A 14,734-nucleotide genomic window follows, 5' to 3' on the forward strand; every position below is an offset into this window, starting at 1 on the left:
TGGGGGGGGGGGGGGGGGGGGGGCGGCGGGGGGGGGGCGCCCCGGGGGGCCCCCGCCCCCCCCGGGGGGGGGGGGGCCCGGGGGGGCGGGGGGGGGGCCCCCCCCCCCCCCGGGGGCGCCCCCCCCCACCGTGCGTCCACCGCCCCCGTGAAGCCGAGCGTCACCAGGCCGTCGCGGAGGAGGCGGACTTCTCCGAGGGCAGCAGCGCCCACAGCGCCAGGTAGATCAGGACCTGCGGGCCGGGCAGCAGGCAGGAGACGAGGAAGATGGCGCGCATCGTGCCGGTGGAGGTGCCGAAACGCCGGGCGAGGCCCGCGCACACTCCACCGATCATGCGGCCTTCGCTGGGACGGACGAGTGCGGCCATGACGGGCTCCTTCGCGAACGGGGCGGAGGGAGCGGCTTTCCCCGCTCCCGATATATCCATGGTGCCGCCGTCAAGGGGGACAAAACATCGCTCTACGGGGCGAGACCGACCCCGGTAATCGTCGGGGTCGACCCCCCAGGGGCCTCGTCCCTGAGTCGGGTCTCCTGCCAGTGGTACGACAGGTCCCGCGCCCCGGGAAAGCCCCGGCGGCGCAACCGCGCCCGGCAGAGCGGGACGACCAGCAGGTGGGCGAGCACGACCCCGGCGGTGTTCAGCAGCAGCGAGTCGATGTCGACGACCTGGCCGGGCACCCCCGTCTGACCCAGCTCGATGGCGAGCGAGATCAGCGCCCCGGCGGCGGCCGTACGCACCAGCGAGAGCCACGGGGAGACCGCGATCCGGCCCCCGGCCATCGGGAGCAGCACCCCGAGCGGGGCCAGCAGCAGCAGCGCACCGCCGATCCGGCGGACCGCCTCGACCGGTCCCAGCGCGAGGTCCGCCCTGATCCCGGCGAACGGCTCGAAGTTGGCCGCCGTGATCCAGGGGACGTCCAGCGGGCGCAAGGTCAGCCACCCGACGAGCAGGAGATGCGCGGCCAGGAGAGTGACCCCCGCCGCGCGGACGTGGATGACGGTCTGGCCGTCCGAACTGTGCCGCACGTCCACCAAGACGCGATGACCGGCGGGATCGGTTCCGCACGGTCCCGGTCCACCCTCGCTGTCCGACCGCCCCGGGTCCGGGTTCGGGTGCGGTTCCGCGCGGTCGCGGCCCCCCGACGCCCCCGGGCCCGGCGGGACCGTGCCGGCCCGGCGGGACCCGCGGCCCGGGAGGACGGCGGCCCCGTACCCTCCCCGGGCGGCCGCCTCAGTCCAGCCCGACCGCGTCCGGCGTGGTGGCCAGGTCCCCCGGCCGGGCCTTCGTCTGCGAGGTGCACAGATAGCCCCGCGGCGGGTAGTTCCCGGGGCCGCCCAGGACCACCGAACCGTCCCGGACCAGCGCCTCGCTCTCCGCGTACGTGCACACCAGCTGCGCCAGCGCCTCCGCCGACAGGTCCTCCGGCTGGCTGCTCAGCCGCACCGCGCCCGCCACGTCGTCGCCCCGCGCCCCCTCCACCCGCAGACCCACCGGTACGGCGGTGGTGAACCCGGCCCGCCGCTCGCCCGCCGAGGGCGCCCGCTGGGCCTCGGCGAGCAGCGCCCGGGCGACCGCCACCGGATCGTCGCCGCCCGCGCGCCGTGCCACCGGACGCTCGACGGTGACCAGCTGGGAGGCGCACACCAGGTACACCTTGGCGGTCGTACCGCCCGGCGGCGGGGTGGCGGCGTCCGACGCGGACAGCCGGCAGGGCACCCGGGAGGGCGCGGCGCCCGCGTCCACCGGCACCGAGGTCGTACGGATCCCGCACCCGGAGACCAGTGCCGCGACCGCCGCCACGGCCGCGAGTGAGGCCGCCGTACGCCGCCGGAACACGGTCGGCCGCGAGGGAGCGGGAGCGGCCGCCGTGCGCCGCCGGAGCGGGCCGCGCTCCGGGTGCGTGATGTCGCCGTGCTTCACGTCGCCCCGTTCTCGTCCGGGGTCTCCGCCCCCGGTCGGTCGTCGCGTGCGATCCTCTCGGCGTCGCGCGGCAGCCTCAGGGTGAAGACGGCGCCGCCGTCCGGGGAGTTCGCCGCCGTGATGTCGCCGCCGTGGATGTGCGCGTTCTCCATGGCGATGGAGAGGCCGAGCCCGCTGCCCTCCGACCGCGGCCGGGAGGCGCTGGCCTTGTAGAACCGGTCGAAGACGTGCGGCAGCACGTCCTCGGGGATGCCCGGCCCGTGGTCCCGCACCTCGATGAGCAGCTCCTCGCCCTCGATCCGCGCCCGTACGCCCACCGGCGACCCCCCGTGCTTGAGGGCGTTGCCGATGAGGTTGGCCAGGATCACGTCCAGCCGGCGCGGATCGAGGCGGACCATCATGCCGCGCTCCGCGTCCAGGTCCACCGCGTCCAGCCAGGCCCGCGCGTCGATGCACGCGGTCACCTGGTCCGCCACGTCGACGTCGTCCAGGACCAGCCGGGCCGTGCCCGCGTCGAAGCGGGTCACCTCCATCAGGTTCTCCACCAGGTCGTTCAGCCGCCGGGTCTCACTGACCACCAGGTGCACGGCGGGCGCGATCATCGGATCGAGGGTGTCCGCCTCGTCCTCCAGCACCTCGGCCACCGCGGTGATCGCGGTCAACGGGGTGCGCAGCTCGTGCGACATGTCGGCGACGAACCTGCGGCTGGCCTCCTCCCGCGCGCTCATGTCCGCGACCCTCTTCTCCAGCGAGCTCGCCGTCCTGTTGAACGTACGGGAGAGATCCGCGAGTTCGTCCGTTCCGGAGACCACGAGCCGGGTGTCGAGCTTGCCCTCGCCGAGCTTGCGCGCCGCGTCCCCGAGCCGCTGCACCGGACGCAGCACGGTCGTCGCGGCGGCCTGGGCGAGCAGCGCCGAGCCGATCAGAGCGAGGGCGGTGGCGATCCCCAGCGACCAGGCCAGCGAGTTGAGGTCCTGCCGCTCCTGGTCGAGGGACTTGAGCATGTACCCCGTCGGGCCGCCGCCGATGACCCGCGCGCCGGCGACCAGGTACGGGGTGCCGGATATGCTCGTGCGCTGCCAGAACAGGTGGTACTCGTGGTCGTTGCTCGACGTCAGCGGCTGCTTGCGGGCCACCTGCTCCTGCAACGGGGCGGGGACGTGGGCGCGGGTGAAGGTGTCCAGGTCGGAGTAGCCCACGATCGGCTTGCCCCGCTCGCGCTCGGACTCCAGCAGCACGTTGTAACCGGGGCTGCCGTCCGCCATCTCCCCGGCGGCCCGCTGGAGGTCGTCCTTGGTGGGGCGGATCGGCAGCGCCGCCGCGGTGTCCTGCATCTGCCGCCGGAAGTCGTCGAGCGCGGCGTCCTGGGTACGGGTCAGCACCGCCTCGCGGTTGAGCCAGTACGCGATCCCCGAAGCGGAGACCGCCGCCGCCAGCGCCACCAGCGCGAACACCACGACCAGCCGCATCCGCAGACTGGTCCAGCGCAGCCCGGCCCGCAGGGACCGTCCGACGGTTGCGGTCACTGAGGCGAGTCCAGCCGGTAACCCACGCCCCGCACGGTACGGATCAGGGTCGGCGAGGACGGCACGTCCTCCACCTTCGCGCGCAGCCGCTGCACGCACGCGTCCACGAGACGGGAGTCGCCCAGGTAGTCGTGCTCCCACACCAGGCGCAGCAACTGCTGCCGGGACAGGGCCTGCCCCGGCCTGCGGCTCAGCTCCAGCAGGAGCCGCAGCTCGGTCGGCGTGAGCTGGAGGTCCTCCCCGTCCTTGGTGACGGTCATGGCGGAACGGTCGATCACCACGTTGCCGAAGGTCGCCGAGTCGGTCGACTCGCGCTCCCCGCGCCGCAGCACCGCCCGGATGCGGGCGTCCAGCACCCGGCCCTGGACGGGTTTCACCACATAGTCGTCCGCGCCGGACTCCAGTCCCACCACGACGTCGATGTCGTCGCTGCGCGCGGTCAGCAGAATGATCGGCAGCTGGTCGGTGCGGCGGATCCTCCGACACACCTCGAAACCGTCGATCCCGGGCAGCATCACGTCCAGCACGACCAGGTCGGGCCGCTGCTCGCGCAGCAGCTCCAGGCCGTCCTCTCCCGTCGCCGCGGTGGCCACACGGTGGCCCTGGCGTGACAGCGAGAGTTCGAGGGCCGTGCGGATGGCGTCGTCGTCCTCGATCAGCAACAGGAAAGGCACGAGCGTCATTCTGGCCCATGGGGGCGCTTCAGTTCGACCTGCGGTCCGCTCCGATCGTCCGGGCACGGCCTCGGCCTCCCCTGTGACAGGTCTGTGACAGTCGGCGGACAGCGCCATGAAACTGCCCCGGCAAGCTCGTGGTCAGCAAGGAACGAACGGACTCCACCGATAGGGGGCGCGAGATGAACGCACTGCACAGCACCAGCTCAAGCGCAGTTGTCACGCGTCTCCACGACGTCGGTCGGAGCAGCGAGAAGTCCGGCGCGACCGGGGGGGTGCGGGGGTGCGTCCGAAGCGCCGGGCGTCAGCACCAGCCGCCGGCCGAGCAGGGGCGCACGCCGGCGTTCATGGCGGTCGTCGACGCGCCTGCGGGGGGCAACGGGGCGAGCGCGTACGGGAAGGCCGCGGGGGTTCGCACCCGGACGGAGAACGCGGACGCCGAAGCGGCGTTCACGGCCTACGTCCAGGAGCGGCGGGCCTCCCTGTACGCGGCCGCCTACCACCTGACCGGAGACCGGTTCGAGGCCGAGGACCTGCTGCAGAGCGCCCTCTTCTCGACGTACCGGGCATGGGACCGGATCAGCGACAAGGCGGCGGTCGGCGGCTATCTGCGCCGCACCATGACCAACCTGCACATCAGCGCCTGGCGCAGGCGCAAGCTCAACGAATACCCGACCGAGGAGCTGCCGGAGACGGTGGGCGACACGGACGCGATGCGCGGCACGGAGCTGCGGGCGGTGCTCTGGCAGGCACTGGCCCGGCTGCCCGAACTCCAGCGCACGATGCTGGTCCTGCGGTACTACGAGGGCCGCACCGACCCGGAGATCGCGTCCATCCTCGACATCAGTGTCGGCACGGTGAAGTCGAGCATCTGGCGCTCCCTGCGCCGGCTGCGCGAGGACCAGGTCCTCAGCTTCGGACGTGACGAGCAGGAGTCCTTCGGCGAGCTGGTGGCCTGAGGCTGGGCCGTCCGCCTCGGGGGAGGCGGGGGCCGCGGGGGGAAGTACGGGGGAGCAGGAAAAAACGGGGGCCGAGGGGGCCCGGGGGACACGGGGGAACAACGGGGGGAGAGGGCCCGCCGCTTCGGGGGAGGCGGGGGCCGCGGGGGAGAAGACACGGCGGGGTCGTACGGGCTGGGGGGCCGTACGGCCCCGCCGTGTTCGACCGCCCGCCGCGCCGAACCCGTCGGGATCCTCGGCCGCGCCGCACCCGCGGGCCGGGCGGCCTACTCCGGGACCGGCGCCGTCACGTGCGCGCGGCGGCACCGGCCCGCCGCCGCGGCGGCGAAGCGGCCCAGCGCCTCCTCCTTGCCGCAGGGGTGCGCGCCCAGGGCCGTCTGGCGGGCCACGATGCGGCGTTCCGCGCGCATCAGGCGCCAGCCCCGCCGCAGCAGGAACGGGACCGACTTGCGGCCCTCGCGCAGATCCCGCACCAGCCGGCGGCGGAAGGTCGTCGTCGGACGGCCGCGCAGGCAGAGCGCGTCGGCCAGCAGGCCCAGCTCCTGGCAGCGCCGCACGATGTCCGCCGCGAAGATGCCCTCCGCCACGAACAGCGGCGACCGGTCGATGTGGAAGGTCTCGTGGCCCGTACGGGAGCTGGTGGCGATGTCGTACACGGGGACGTCCGTGCTGCCGCACCGGCACAGCTCGGCGATGGCGGCCACCGCCGCGTCCGCGTCCCAGGACCCGGCGGAGTCCCAGTCGACGTCCGTGGAGCCGGGAACCCGCGGCAGCGTCGGGTCGCCCGCCTCCTTGTAGAAGTCGTCCAGGCGCAGCACCGGGAGGCCGGTGCGGGCGGCCAGGACGGACTTGCCGGAGCCGGAGGGGCCGGCGAGCAGGACGACGCGGGTCGGGATCGGTTGGGAACTCACAGAACAGAAGTGTGAGGCATTGACCCGGGCAGGGGATCCCCCGGGGCATCCGTTGGTATCCAGCATCACACCTCAACTACGCTGCGCGCACAGACGATTACCCGACCAGGTTCGATCAGGTGGAAAACATGGGACTTCACGCACGCAAGCCCGAACGCCGCGCCCTGCTGCGCGCCGGTCTGACGCTCACCGCCCTGGGAGCGGCCCTGGGGGCCGGTGCGGGCTCCGCGGGGGCCGTGCAGCTGCCCACCCTCTCGGAGGCCCCGGACCAGGGGGTCTCCGCCCTCCAGGCGGTCGGCGAGACGGCCGCGCCGGCGGTGACCAGCGCGCTCGGCACCTCCCTGGCCAGCAGCGTCGCCCCGGTCACCGACCTCCAGCTCGATCCGCTGGCCAACACCGGGGCGGACCCGTTGGACAACGCCGTGGGCACCCAGATCGCCGACTTCAAGCCGGTGACCACCGCGATCGTCACCGGCCCCATCGCCAGCGGAGCCTCGCTGAGCGAGCTGCCCGTGGTGGGCCGGGTGACCGGTCTCGTCACCGGCTGAGCCGCCGGCCCCGCCCGGCGGAGGGCCCGGACCCCGCGGCGTACGGAGACGGCGGACGGGGCCGCCCCGGGGTGGGAGGGCGGCCCCGTCCGGGCACGGGGTGCGGCCGGGTCAGTACGAGGAGCCCGCGGCCCCCAGGGCGCCCGTGGGGTGCCACACCGTCTTGGTCTCCAGGAAGGCCGTCAGGCGGTGCGTGCCGGGGGAGGCGAGCCAGTCCTCGGAACCGTCCGCGCCGGCCGCGTCCCCGTCCGCGGGCCGGGGGCGCAGGACGCGCTTCAGGTTGTCCGCCGCCGCGATCTCCAGCTCCTTCGCCAGCACGGCGTCCGCGCCGGTCAGGTCGATCGCGTTGACGTCCTGGTGGGCGGCGAGCGGCGCGGCGATCTCCGCCGTGGCGCCCGACAGGATGTTGACCACGCCGCCGGGGACGTCCGAGGTGGCCAGCACCTCGCCCAGCGAGAGCGCGGGCAGCGGGGCGTCGGCCGAGGCGACGACGACCACCGTGTTGCCGGTCGCGATGACGGGGGCGACCACCGACACCAGGCCGAGGAGCGAGGAGCTCTGCGGCGCGAGGACCGCGACGACGCCGGTCGGCTCGGGGGAGGAGAGGTTGAAGAACGGGCCCGCCACCGGGTTGGCCCCGCCCGCGATCTGCCCGATCTTGTCGGTCCAGCCCGCGTACCAGACCCAGCGGTCGATCGCCGCGTCCACCGCGGCCCCCGCCTTGGACTTCGACAGCCCCTCGGAGGCGGCCACCTCGCGGACGAACTGCTCCCGGCGGCCCTCCAGCATCTCCGCGACGCGGTAGAGGACCTGGCCGCGGTTGTACGCGGTCGCGCCCGACCAGCCGCCGAACGCCTTGCGCGCCGCCACGACCGCGTCACGCGCGTCCTTGCGGGAGGACTTCGGCGCGTTGGCCAGCCACGCGCCCTTCGAGTCGGTCACTTCGTACACCCGGCCGCTCTCGGAGCGGGGGAACTTGCCCCCGACGTACAGCTTGTAGGTCTTGAAGACGCCGAGCCGCCGCTCGGCGGAGCCGTTGATCGGTTCGCGGTCAGACATCGAGGTACGCCTCCAGGCCGTGGCGGCCGCCTTCGCGGCCGTAGCCCGACTCCTTGTAGCCGCCGAACGGCGACGTCGGGTCGAACTTGTTGAACGTGTTGGCCCAGACGACGCCCGCCCGGAGCTTGCCGGCCACCGCGAGGATGCGGGAGCCCTTCTCCGTCCAGATGCCCGCCGAGAGGCCGTACTGCGTGTTGTTGGCCTTGGCGACCGCCTCGTCCGGGGTGCGGAACGTGAGGACCGAGAGCACCGGGCCGAAGATCTCGTCCCGGGCCACGGTGTGCGCCTGGGTGACGTTGGTGAAGAGCGTGGGGGCGAACCAGTAGCCGGACGACGGCAGTTCGCACGGGGCGCTCCAGCGCTCCGCGCCCTCCGCCTCGCCGGTCTCCACCAGGGCGGTGATCCGGGCCAGCTGCTCGGCGGAGTTGATCGCGCCGATGTCGGTGTTCTTGTCCAGCGGGTCGCCCAGCCGCAGCGTGGACAGCCGCCGCTTCAGCGCGTCCAGCACCTCGTCCTGGACCGACTCCTGGACCAGCAGCCGGGAGCCCGCGCAGCAGACCTGGCCCTGGTTGAAGAAGATCCCGGTGACGATGCCCTCGACGGCCTGGTCGACCGGGGCGTCGTCGAACACGATGTTCGCGCCCTTGCCGCCCAGCTCGAGGGTGACCTTCTTGTCGGTGCCCGCGACGGAGCGCGCGATGGCCTTGCCGACCGCGGTCGAGCCGGTGAAGGCGACCTTGTTGACGTCCGGGTGCGTGACGAGCGCCTCGCCCGCGTCCCCGTAGCCGGTGAGGATGTTGACGACGCCCTTGGGCAGCCCGGCCTGGCGGCAGATGTCCGCGAAGAACAGAGCGCTGAGCGGGGTCGTCTCGGCGGGCTTCAGCACCACCGTATTGCCCGTGGCGAGCGCGGGGGCGATCTTCCACGCGAGCATCAGCAGCGGGAAGTTCCACGGGATGACCTGGCCGGCCACGCCCAGCGGGCGCGGGTTCGCCCCGTACCCCGCGTGGTCCAGCTTGTCGGCCCAGCCCGCGTAGTAGAAGAAGTGCGCGGCGACCAGCGGGAGGTCCGCGTCGCGGGTCTCCTTGATCGGCTTGCCGTTGTCGAGCGTCTCCAGGACGGCCAGCTCGCGGCTGCGCTCCTGGATGATCCGCGCGATCCGGAAGAGGTACTTGGCGCGCTCGGAGCCGGGCAGCGCCGACCACTTCCCGAACGCCTTCCGGGCCGCCTTCACGGCCCGGTCCACGTCCGCCGCGCCCGCCCGCGCGACCTCGGAGAGGACCTCCTCGGTGCTCGGCGAGACGGTCTTGAAGACCTTGCCGTCGGCGGCCTCGGTGAACTCGCCGTCGATGAACAGCCCGTAGGAGGGGGCGATGTCGACGACGGAACGGGACTCCGGCGCCGGTGCGTACTCGAATGCGGATGCCATGGCTATCAGTCCACCGTCACGTAATCGGGGCCGGAGTAACGGCCGGTGCTGAGCTTCTGGCGCTGCATCAGCAGGTCGTTGAGCAGGCTGGACGCGCCGAACCGGAACCAGTGCGGGTCCAGCCAGTCCTCGCCCGCGGTCTCGTTCACCAGGACCAGGAACTTCACCGCGTCCTTGGTGGTGCGGATGCCGCCGGCCGGCTTCACGCCGATCTGTACGCCGGTGGCCGCCCGGAAGTCGCGCACGGCCTCCAGCATGAGGAGGGTGTTGGCGGGGGTGGCGTTGACGGCCACCTTGCCGGTCGAGGTCTTGATGAAGTCCGCGCCGGCCAGCATCCCGATCCAGGAGGCCCGGCGGATGTTGTCGTACGTGGACAGCTCGCCGGTCTCGAAGATCACCTTGAGGCGGGCGGAGCCGCACTCCGCCTTCACGGCGGTGATCTCCTCGTAGACCTTCAGGAACCGGCCGGAGAGGAACGCCCCCCGGTCGATCACCATGTCGATCTCGTCCGCTCCGGCCGCCACGGCGTCGCGGACGTCCGCGAGCTTGACGTCCAGCGCCGCCCGGCCCGCCGGGAAGGCGGTCGCCACGGACGCCACCTTCACACCGGAGCCGGCCAGCGTGGCGGCGGCGGTGGCCGCCATGTCGGGGTAGACGCAGACGGCCGCGGTGCGCGGGGTCGTCCGGTCGGTGGGGTCGGGGTTGACGGCCTTGGCGGCGAGGGCCCGGACCTTGCCCGGGGTGTCCGCGCCTTCCAGCGTCGTCAGGTCGATCATCGAGATGGCGAGATCGATGGCGTACGCCTTGGCCGTCGTCTTGATCGAACGGGTTCCGAGGGCGGCGGCGCGCGCTTCGAGGCCGACGGCGTCGACGCCGGGCAGCCCGGACAGGAAGCGGCGCAGCGCACTGTCGGACGCCGTCGCGTCGGAAAATGCGGAAGCAGTGGTGGGCATGGTCACCAGAGGAGCATATCTACGCGCGTAGCGACCTGTACAGGGGGCTGGCTCATCCGGGCGTTCCGCACCCGGCCTGGGAGGCTCCCGCGTGCCGCCGCCCGGTACGTCCGGCGCGCGGTCGCCGACAGGCCCCGCGCCCCGGCGCCCCCGCCCCCGCGCCCCGGGGCGCCGCCGCGTGACGGCCGCTCCACCGCCTTCCGCGCCCGTCAGGCAGAATCGCCCCATGACGAGCCCCACACCTCCCGCCGAGCCGCCCCACGCCGACCGGACCTACCGGTCCGTCTCCGCGCTGGTCTGCGGGGTGCTGCTGCTCCTGCTGATCGCCTGGATGGCCGGCGACGCCATGATCCGGGGCGAGGGGCGCGTGCCGTGGCTCGCGGCGGGGGCTCTGCTGCTCCTGGTGCCGCTGGTCGTGGCCTTCACCCTGCGGCCCGCGGTCTTCGTGAACGACGAGCGCATCCGCGTCCGCAACCCGTTCCGGACGATCCTGCTCCCCTGGACCGAGGTCGCCGACGTGCGCGCCTCCTACTCCTCCGAGCTGCTCGCCCAGGACGGCACGAAGTACCAGCTCTGGGCGATCCCCGTCTCGCTGCGCGCCCGCAAGCGCGCGGCGCGCACGGCGGCCCGCGCCGCGCACGACGACCCCTACGGCCGGACGTCGGTCAGCGCCGATGTCCGCGACTCCGCCGCCCGCACCGCCTCCGCCGACCAGACCGTCCGCGACCTGCGGGACCTGGCCGAGGGCGCGGGCGGGACGACGCCGGAGGGTGCGGCCGGGGTCGCGGTGCGCTGGGCGTACGAGGTGATGGCCCCTGCCGTCGCCGGTGCCGTCGTGCTCGCGGTGGTGTGGGCGGCGGGCTGACGGGCTCCCGGCGTACCCGCTGACGGCCGAAGGCTTCTCCGACATGACCGCCGAAGGCTTCTCCGGCGTGTCCGCGGACGGCTGAACGCTTCTCGGGGGCACCCGCTGACGGTTGAACGCTTCCCGGCGCGACCGCAGGCGGTCAGGGACGAGGGGCCGGTCCGGTGGAAGCTCCCACCGGACCGGCCCCTCGTCCGTCGTCCTCCCGGCCGGTCCTCAGATCCCGGCCGCCGCCGCCAGGTCCCGCTTGATCGCGGCGAGCAGCTCCGCCGCCCGGGCCCGCGCGGCGGGCAGCCCGGCCGCCTCCGCCACGGGGACGACGACCTCCAGGTAGCACTTCAGCTTGGGTTCGGTGCCGCTCGGGCGGACGATCACCCGGGCCCCCTCCAGCTGGTAGCGCAGCCCGTCCGTGGGCGGAAGCCGGTCCGTGCCCCGCGTCAGGTCCTCGGCCGAGGTGACCGCCAGGCCCGCGAGGGCGGTCGGCGGCTGTTGGCGGAGGCGGGTCATGGCGTCGGCGATGACCGTCAGCTCCTCCACCCGCACCGAGAGCTGGTCGGTGGCGTGCAGCCCGTGGGCGAGCGCCAGGTCGTCCAGCAGGTCCAGGAGCGTACGGCCCCGCTCCTTGAGCACGGAGGCCAGCTCGGCGACGAGCAGGGCGGCGGTGATGCCGTCCTTGTCGCGTACGCCCTCGGGGTCGACGCAGTAGCCGAGCGCCTCCTCGTACCCGTACCGCAGACCGTCCACCCGGGCGATCCACTTGAACCCGGTCAGCGTCTCCTCGTACCCGAGGCCCGCCTGCTCCGCGATCCGGCCCAGCAGCGACGAGGACACGATCGACTCGGCGAACACGCCGGAGACGCCCCGCTCCACCAGGTGCGCCGCGAGCAGCGCGCCCACCTCGTCGCCGCGCAGCATCCGCCAGCCGCCCTCCGCGGAGGCGTCGGGCACGGCGACGGCGCAGCGGTCCGCGTCCGGGTCGTTGGCGATGACCAGGTCGGGCGCGGCCCGGCGCGCGGTGGCGAAGGCGAGATCCATCGCGCCGGGCTCCTCCGGGTTGGGGAAGGCCACGGTGGGGAACGCCGGGTCCGGCTCGGCCTGCTCGGCGACGAGCACCGGCGCGGGGAAGCCGGCCCGCTCGAACGCGGCGGTCACCACCGACGTGCCGACGCCGTGCATCGCCGTGTAGACGGTCCGGGCCGTACGGGGGCTCCCGGCGGCCAGCACCGCGTCCGTACGGGCCAGGTAGGCGTCCAGGACCTCCTCGCCCAGCGTCTCCCAGCCGTCCTCGGGGCGTACGACGTCCGTCAGCGGGCCGACCGCGGCGATGGCGGCCGCGATCTCGCCGTCGGCGGGGGGCACGATCTGCGAACCGTCGCCGAGGTAGACCTTGTAGCCGTTGTCGCGCGGCGGGTTGTGGCTGGCGGTGACCTCCACCCCGGCGACCGCGCCCAGATGCCGTATGGCGTACGCCAGGACGGGGGTGGGGAGCGGGCGCGGCAGCACGGCGGCGCGCAGCCCCGCACCGGTCATCACGGCCGCGGTGTCGCGCGCGAAGTCGGCGGACTTGTAGCGGGCGTCGTAGCCGATGACGACGAGCCCGCCCTCCTGCCCCTGGGCCTTCAGGTACGCGGCGAGGCCCGCCGCCGCCCGGATCACCACGGACCGGTTCATCCGCATGGGCCCGGCCCCGAGCTCGCCGCGCAGGCCGGCGGTGCCGAACTGGAGCGTGCCCGCGAAACGGCCGGCCAGCTCCTGGACGTCGCCCGCCTCGATCAGCGCGGCCAGTTCGTCGCGGGTCTCGGGGTCGGGGTCCTCGGCCAGCCAGGTCCTGGCCTGTGCGATGAGGTCGTGCTGCACGGGGAGCGCCTTTCGGGGGTGGGCGGAAGTCTTCGGTGGTGCGGGACGGCGGGTACGAAGAAGGCGGCGGAGCGGGCGGGGGCCGGGCCGGGGAGGCGGGCGCGGCGCCCGGCCCGGCCCGGTCGGCGGGACCGTTCCCCCGGCGGAGTCTCCGGTCCCGGCCCGCCGGGCAGGCCCCGGGGGGCCCGGCGGACCGGGACCGGCTCCGCGGGGCACGCCCTAGATGCGTTCCAGCACCCGGGCCAGCAGGGCGCCCATCCGGGTCGCCGAGTCGCGGCCGGCCTGGAGGACCTCCTCGTGGTTGAGGGGTTCTCCGGAGAGGCCCGCCGCCAGGTTGGTGACCAGGGAGAGGCCCAGCACCTCCGCGCCCGCCTCGCGGGCCGCGATGGCCTCCAGGACCGTGGACATGCCCACCAGGTCGCCGCCCATGACCCGGACCATGTTGATCTCGGCCGGGGTCTCGTAGTGCGGGCCGGGGAACTGGACGTACACGCCCTCTTCGAGGGTCTCGTCGATCTCCTTGCACAGCGCGCGCAGCCGCGGCGAGTACAGGTCGGTCAGGTCGACGAAGTTGGCGCCGATGATCGGGGAGGCGGCCGTCAGGTTGATGTGGTCGCTGATCAGCACCGGCTGGCCCGGGCGCATGCCCTCGCGCAGGCCGCCGCAGCCGTTGGTCAGGACGACGGTCCGGCAGCCCGCGGCCACCGCGGTACGGACCCCGTGGGCGACGGCGGCGACGCCCCGGCCCTCGTAGTAGTGCGTGCGGCCGAGGAAGACCAGCGCGCGCTTCTCGCCGATCCGGTACGAGCGGACCGTGCCGCCGTGGCCCTCGACGGCGGGCGCCGGGAAGCCGGGCAGCTCGGTCACGGGGAACTCGGCCTCCGGGACGCCGAGCGCTTCGCCCGCGGGGGCCCAGCCGGAGCCCATGACCAGGGCGACGTCATGGGTCTCGGCGCCGGTCAGCTCGCGCAGGCGGGCGGCGGCCCCGGCGGCGGCGGCCTGCGGGTCGCCCTGGATGTTGTCCGGAATAACAGATGCGTTCACGCGGACGAGCGTAACCGCTCAATCCCTACGCGCGTAGATGCCTCGGCGCAAAGACGCCCGGGAGCTCTTCGTACTTTCGCACGACCGGGGTGCGGACGGGGTGGCCGGCCGCGGCGCCGACCGGGGGCGCAAGCCCCCCGGCAGCACCTCTCCGTCCGCCCCCGTCGGGGGCCGGGGCGGCACCGGCCCGCCCGCGCCGACTCGCCTGTGTCGGCTCGTCCGCGCCGACTCGCCCGCGCCGGCCCGTCCGCACGGGTCCGCCCGTGCCGGGCCGTCCGGCAGCGGCTCAGCGGGGTCAGTACCGCTTCAGCAGGGGCGCTTGCGGAGCTCCATCACGTAGTCGTGGGGTGCGCCGGCGGATTCCGCGGCGTCCGCGATCTCCCCCAGGTAGCGCGCCGAGGGCAGGCCGCCCTCGTACCCGTTCAGCACGTAGATCCAGGCCGGCTCCTCGCCGTCCAGGGTGTGCACCCGGATGCGCATGCGCCGGTAGACGTCCAGGCCGACGCCCTCCCAGCGGTCCATGGAGTCCTCGTCCATCGGCGCCAGGTCGTACAGCGCGACGAAGACCTGGGAGCGCGGCGCCTCCACCACGGTGGCCAGCGCGCCCTCCCAGCCCATCTGCTCCCCGCCGAAGGTCAACCGCCAGCCGTTGAGCCAGCCGGTGCTGCGCATCGGGGAATGCGGGGCGCGGCGGGTCATCAGCCGCGCGTCGAGGTTGCCGGCGTACGCGGCGTAGAGCGACATGGGATCGAGGGTACGGGAGGTGGGCGCGGGAGAGGCGGTTCCTGGAACGAAGGCCCCGGTCGGGGCAGTACGAGGAGGGGCCGCGCCTCCGCCTCCGGCGCCGGGGAACCCGTCCCCCGGGCCGTCCGGTCCCGCGCGGTGGGCGCTTCCTTTCCCGTATGGAGGGCCCCGGGGCGAAGCACCTTGGCGCGTGCGGGACAATGGAGTACGTACTGCAGACCCCCGGGGCGTTCCCCCGGACCCC

Annotated in this window: 15 protein-coding genes; 3 read left to right on the forward strand and 12 right to left on the reverse strand. The window is 74.1% G+C overall.

Features of this window, described 5'->3' with window-relative positions:
• Window positions 1-160: 160 nt before the first annotated feature.
• The 5 genes from ACH4K1_RS03015 to afsQ1 form a co-directional block, all read right to left on the reverse strand.
• Complete coding sequence (locus ACH4K1_RS03015; protein ID WP_398085908.1) at window positions 161-367, reverse strand: PspC domain-containing protein; 207 nt, start codon at window positions 365-367, stop codon at window positions 161-163.
• 92 nt (window positions 368-459) lie between these two features.
• Window positions 460-1,032 (reverse strand): VanZ family protein, encoded by a 573-nt coding sequence (locus tag ACH4K1_RS03020; protein ID WP_398085909.1) that lies wholly within the window; start codon window positions 1,030-1,032, stop codon window positions 460-462.
• Window positions 1,033-1,231: 199 nt separating this feature from the next.
• A complete protein-coding gene (locus ACH4K1_RS03025; protein ID WP_398085912.1) occupies window positions 1,232-1,921 on the reverse strand; it encodes a hypothetical protein in 690 nt (229 codons plus the stop codon).
• The gene (locus tag ACH4K1_RS03030) at window positions 1,918-3,390 is read right to left on the reverse strand and encodes a sensor histidine kinase (RefSeq protein WP_398086582.1); all 1,473 of its coding nucleotides are present in this window, start codon (window positions 3,388-3,390) and stop codon (window positions 1,918-1,920) included. The genes ACH4K1_RS03025 and ACH4K1_RS03030 overlap by 4 nt, the downstream gene beginning before the upstream one ends.
• 53 nt (window positions 3,391-3,443) lie before the next feature.
• Window positions 3,444-4,121, reverse strand: coding sequence for a two-component system response regulator AfsQ1 (gene afsQ1, locus ACH4K1_RS03035; RefSeq protein ID WP_006127084.1), 678 nt, complete (start codon window positions 4,119-4,121; stop codon window positions 3,444-3,446).
• 182 nt (window positions 4,122-4,303) lie between these two features.
• Here afsQ1 and ACH4K1_RS03040 point away from each other — a divergent pair, with 182 nt between their 5' ends.
• Entirely contained in the window at window positions 4,304-5,080 is a 777-nt protein-coding gene (locus ACH4K1_RS03040; protein WP_398085915.1) for a SigE family RNA polymerase sigma factor, read from the forward strand.
• Window positions 5,081-5,346: 266 nt separating this feature from the next.
• On the opposite strand, the gene ACH4K1_RS03045 is transcribed toward ACH4K1_RS03040, so the two are convergent.
• The gene (locus ACH4K1_RS03045; protein ID WP_398085918.1) at window positions 5,347-6,057 is read right to left on the reverse strand and encodes a uridine kinase; all 711 of its coding nucleotides are present in this window, start codon (window positions 6,055-6,057) and stop codon (window positions 5,347-5,349) included.
• Between the two features lie 62 nt (window positions 6,058-6,119).
• Here ACH4K1_RS03045 and ACH4K1_RS03050 point away from each other — a divergent pair, with 62 nt between their 5' ends.
• The gene (locus ACH4K1_RS03050; RefSeq protein WP_398085920.1) at window positions 6,120-6,539 is read left to right on the forward strand and encodes a hypothetical protein; all 420 of its coding nucleotides are present in this window, start codon (window positions 6,120-6,122) and stop codon (window positions 6,537-6,539) included.
• 111 nt (window positions 6,540-6,650) lie between these two features.
• Here ACH4K1_RS03050 and ACH4K1_RS03055 read toward each other — a convergent pair whose 3' ends face one another.
• From ACH4K1_RS03055 to deoC, 3 genes are read right to left on the reverse strand one after another with little or no spacing between them, the layout of a single operon-like run.
• The gene (locus ACH4K1_RS03055) at window positions 6,651-7,598 is read right to left on the reverse strand and encodes an aldehyde dehydrogenase family protein (protein WP_398085923.1); all 948 of its coding nucleotides are present in this window, start codon (window positions 7,596-7,598) and stop codon (window positions 6,651-6,653) included.
• Entirely contained in the window at window positions 7,591-9,027 is a 1,437-nt protein-coding gene (locus ACH4K1_RS03060) for an aldehyde dehydrogenase family protein (protein ID WP_398085925.1), read from the reverse strand. Before ACH4K1_RS03060 ends, ACH4K1_RS03055 begins: the two co-directional genes overlap by 8 nt.
• A gap of 5 nt (window positions 9,028-9,032) precedes the next feature.
• Window positions 9,033-9,980, reverse strand: coding sequence for a deoxyribose-phosphate aldolase (gene deoC / locus ACH4K1_RS03065; RefSeq protein ID WP_398086583.1), 948 nt, complete (start codon window positions 9,978-9,980; stop codon window positions 9,033-9,035).
• A 226-nt stretch (window positions 9,981-10,206) separates the two neighbouring features.
• On the opposite strand from deoC, the gene ACH4K1_RS03070 reads away from it, so the two are divergent.
• Entirely contained in the window at window positions 10,207-10,845 is a 639-nt protein-coding gene (locus ACH4K1_RS03070) for a PH domain-containing protein (RefSeq protein WP_398085927.1), read from the forward strand.
• A gap of 216 nt (window positions 10,846-11,061) precedes the next feature.
• Here the strand turns inward: ACH4K1_RS03070 and ACH4K1_RS03075 are convergent, their stop codons facing one another.
• The 3 genes from ACH4K1_RS03075 to ACH4K1_RS03085 all read right to left on the reverse strand — a co-directional run bounded on the left by ACH4K1_RS03075 (window position 11,062) and on the right by ACH4K1_RS03085 (window position 14,490).
• Window positions 11,062-12,702, reverse strand: a complete 1,641-nt coding sequence (locus ACH4K1_RS03075; protein WP_398085929.1) for a phospho-sugar mutase — start codon at window positions 12,700-12,702, stop codon at window positions 11,062-11,064.
• A gap of 219 nt (window positions 12,703-12,921) precedes the next feature.
• On the reverse strand, window positions 12,922-13,746 hold the full coding sequence (locus ACH4K1_RS03080) for a purine-nucleoside phosphorylase (protein WP_228990327.1): 825 nt from the start codon (window positions 13,744-13,746) through the stop codon (window positions 12,922-12,924).
• Between the two features lie 306 nt (window positions 13,747-14,052).
• A complete protein-coding gene (locus tag ACH4K1_RS03085; protein WP_073764580.1) occupies window positions 14,053-14,490 on the reverse strand; it encodes a gamma-glutamylcyclotransferase in 438 nt (145 codons plus the stop codon).
• Window positions 14,491-14,734: the final 244 nt, after the last annotated feature.

It is taken from the genome of Streptomyces sp. NPDC017448 (assembly GCF_044330565.1).
Lineage (GTDB): Bacteria > Actinomycetota > Actinomycetes > Streptomycetales > Streptomycetaceae > Streptomyces.